This window comes from Leucobacter chromiiresistens, assembly GCF_001477055.1.
Lineage (GTDB): Bacteria > Actinomycetota > Actinomycetes > Actinomycetales > Microbacteriaceae > Leucobacter > Leucobacter chromiiresistens_A.
Genome location: NZ_LDRK01000144.1, coordinates 1 through 1,717, shown reverse-complemented (window position 1 = coordinate 1,717; position 1,717 = coordinate 1). Strand labels below are relative to the sequence as shown.

Sequence of the window (1,717 nt, the reverse complement as noted above, 5' to 3'; positions counted from 1 at the left end):
CGGTGCGCGTCACTCCGAGGCCGTCGAGCTCGGCGCGCACCGCCGCAGTGTCGGGCAGCAGCGGGTCGTAGCCGAGCACTCGCCCGAAGAGGGGGCCCGCGAGACGCGCGAGCTCGCGGCCGATCTTGCCGAGCCCCACGATGCCGAGCGTGGTCTCGCTGAGGCGCGGCGGTGCGGCGTCGGCGCGCGAGTTCCAGTCGCCGGGAGTGGCCGAGGCGAGGTAGAACGGCAGCTGGCGCACGGCGTGCAGCAGGATCGCGAGGGCGTGCGTCGCGACCTCCTCGGTGGCGGCGCCGGGCACGTTCGTCACCCACACCCCCCGCTCGGCCGCGGCGTCGATGTCGACGTAGTCGAAGCCCATGGACATGAGCGCGATGATGCGCAGCTCGGGCAGCGCGTCGATGATCTCGCGCGTGATGCTCGCGTAGCCGGGCAGCAGCACCTCGGCGTCGCGGGCACCGGCGATGATCTCGGCTGCGTCGCGGGTGCCGAGCACGCGCACCTCGTAGCCGGCGGCTTCGAGCAGGCGCACCCCGGGCGTGATGTCGGTGTCGTCGGCGTCGGTGTAGACGGCGACGGGGCGCCGCGCGTCGAGGTGGTGCGTCATCGCCGGGCCTCCCCCGAGTCGTAAGCGTACGCCGCCTGGTCGATGTGGATGAGCTGCAGGCCGCCCTCCGCGACCGCGGCCTCCACCGCGGCGGCGAGCTGCTGCGCGTCGGCGGCGCGGCGCCCGGTGCCGCCGAAGGCCGTCGCCACCGCCGCCCAGTCGGGCTGCACGAGGTCGACGCCGACGGGCGCGATGCCCGCGTCGGCCTCGTTCTGCTTGATCTCGGCGTACCCGCCGTTGTCGACGACGACGACGGTCACGTCGAGGCGCTGCTCGACGACGGTGATGAACTCCTGCATGGAGAACATGAGGGCGCCGTCGCCGACCACCACGAAGGCGGGCCGGTCGGGTGCGGCGATGCGTGCGCCGATCGCGGCGGGGAGGCCGTACCCGAGCGTCGCGTAGGTCGCCATGTACGGCGTCGAGTTCGGCTCGGAGACGCGCAGCGTGTTGAGCAGGCCCCAGTAGGCGATCTGGGAGGAGTCGGTGGCGACGACGGCCCGCTCGGGCAGGGCCGCGGCGATGTGCTCGGCGAGGGCCGTGTTCTGCGGCGACAGCTCGTTCGACTCGGCGCGCACCCGCGCGATCGTCTCGGCGACCGACGCCTCCGCCTCCTCGCTCCGCGCCTGCGCCTCTGCGGCGTCGACGGGGTGCTGCTCGAGGGCGTCGAGGATCGCGGCGAGCGCCGCGCGCGCGTCTGCGACGATGCCGAGATCCGCGTCCTGGTTCTTCGCGATCTGGGAGTCGAGCAGGTCGATGCGGATCACGGTGCCCCGCGCCGCGAGACGGTCGACCCAGAGCTCGGCCTCGCCGAGCTTCGATCCGACGACGAGCAGCACGTCGGCCTCCTGCGCGCGGGCGCGGCCGGCGGCGAGGCGCAGGCTCGATCCGATCGCCAGCGGGTGCCGCTCGTCGAGCACGCCCTTGCCGTTGAGCGTCGTGACGACGGGAGCGGACAGCCGCTCGGCGAGCGCGCGCAGCTCGGCGGAGGCGCCGCGCGACCCGCCGCCGGCGAGCACCACCGGCTTCCGGGCCTCCGCGAGCAGTCGGGCCGCGGTCGCGACGCGCTCCCCGTCCGGCCGTTTCGCCGGAGCACCGGCGCGGGGCGCG

General features: G+C 74.8%; 2 protein-coding genes. Both read right to left on the bottom strand.

Going from position 1 to position 1,717, the window contains the following annotated elements; translation table 11 throughout:
* A partial coding sequence (locus NS354_RS12685) for an NAD(P)-dependent oxidoreductase (protein ID WP_275934834.1) occupies positions 1-607 on the bottom strand: 607 nt, incomplete at its 3' end.
* The coding region (locus NS354_RS12680; protein ID WP_058594803.1) for a thiamine pyrophosphate-binding protein at positions 604-1,717 on the bottom strand (1,114 nt) is incomplete at its 5' end. The genes NS354_RS12680 and NS354_RS12685, both read right to left, overlap by 4 nt.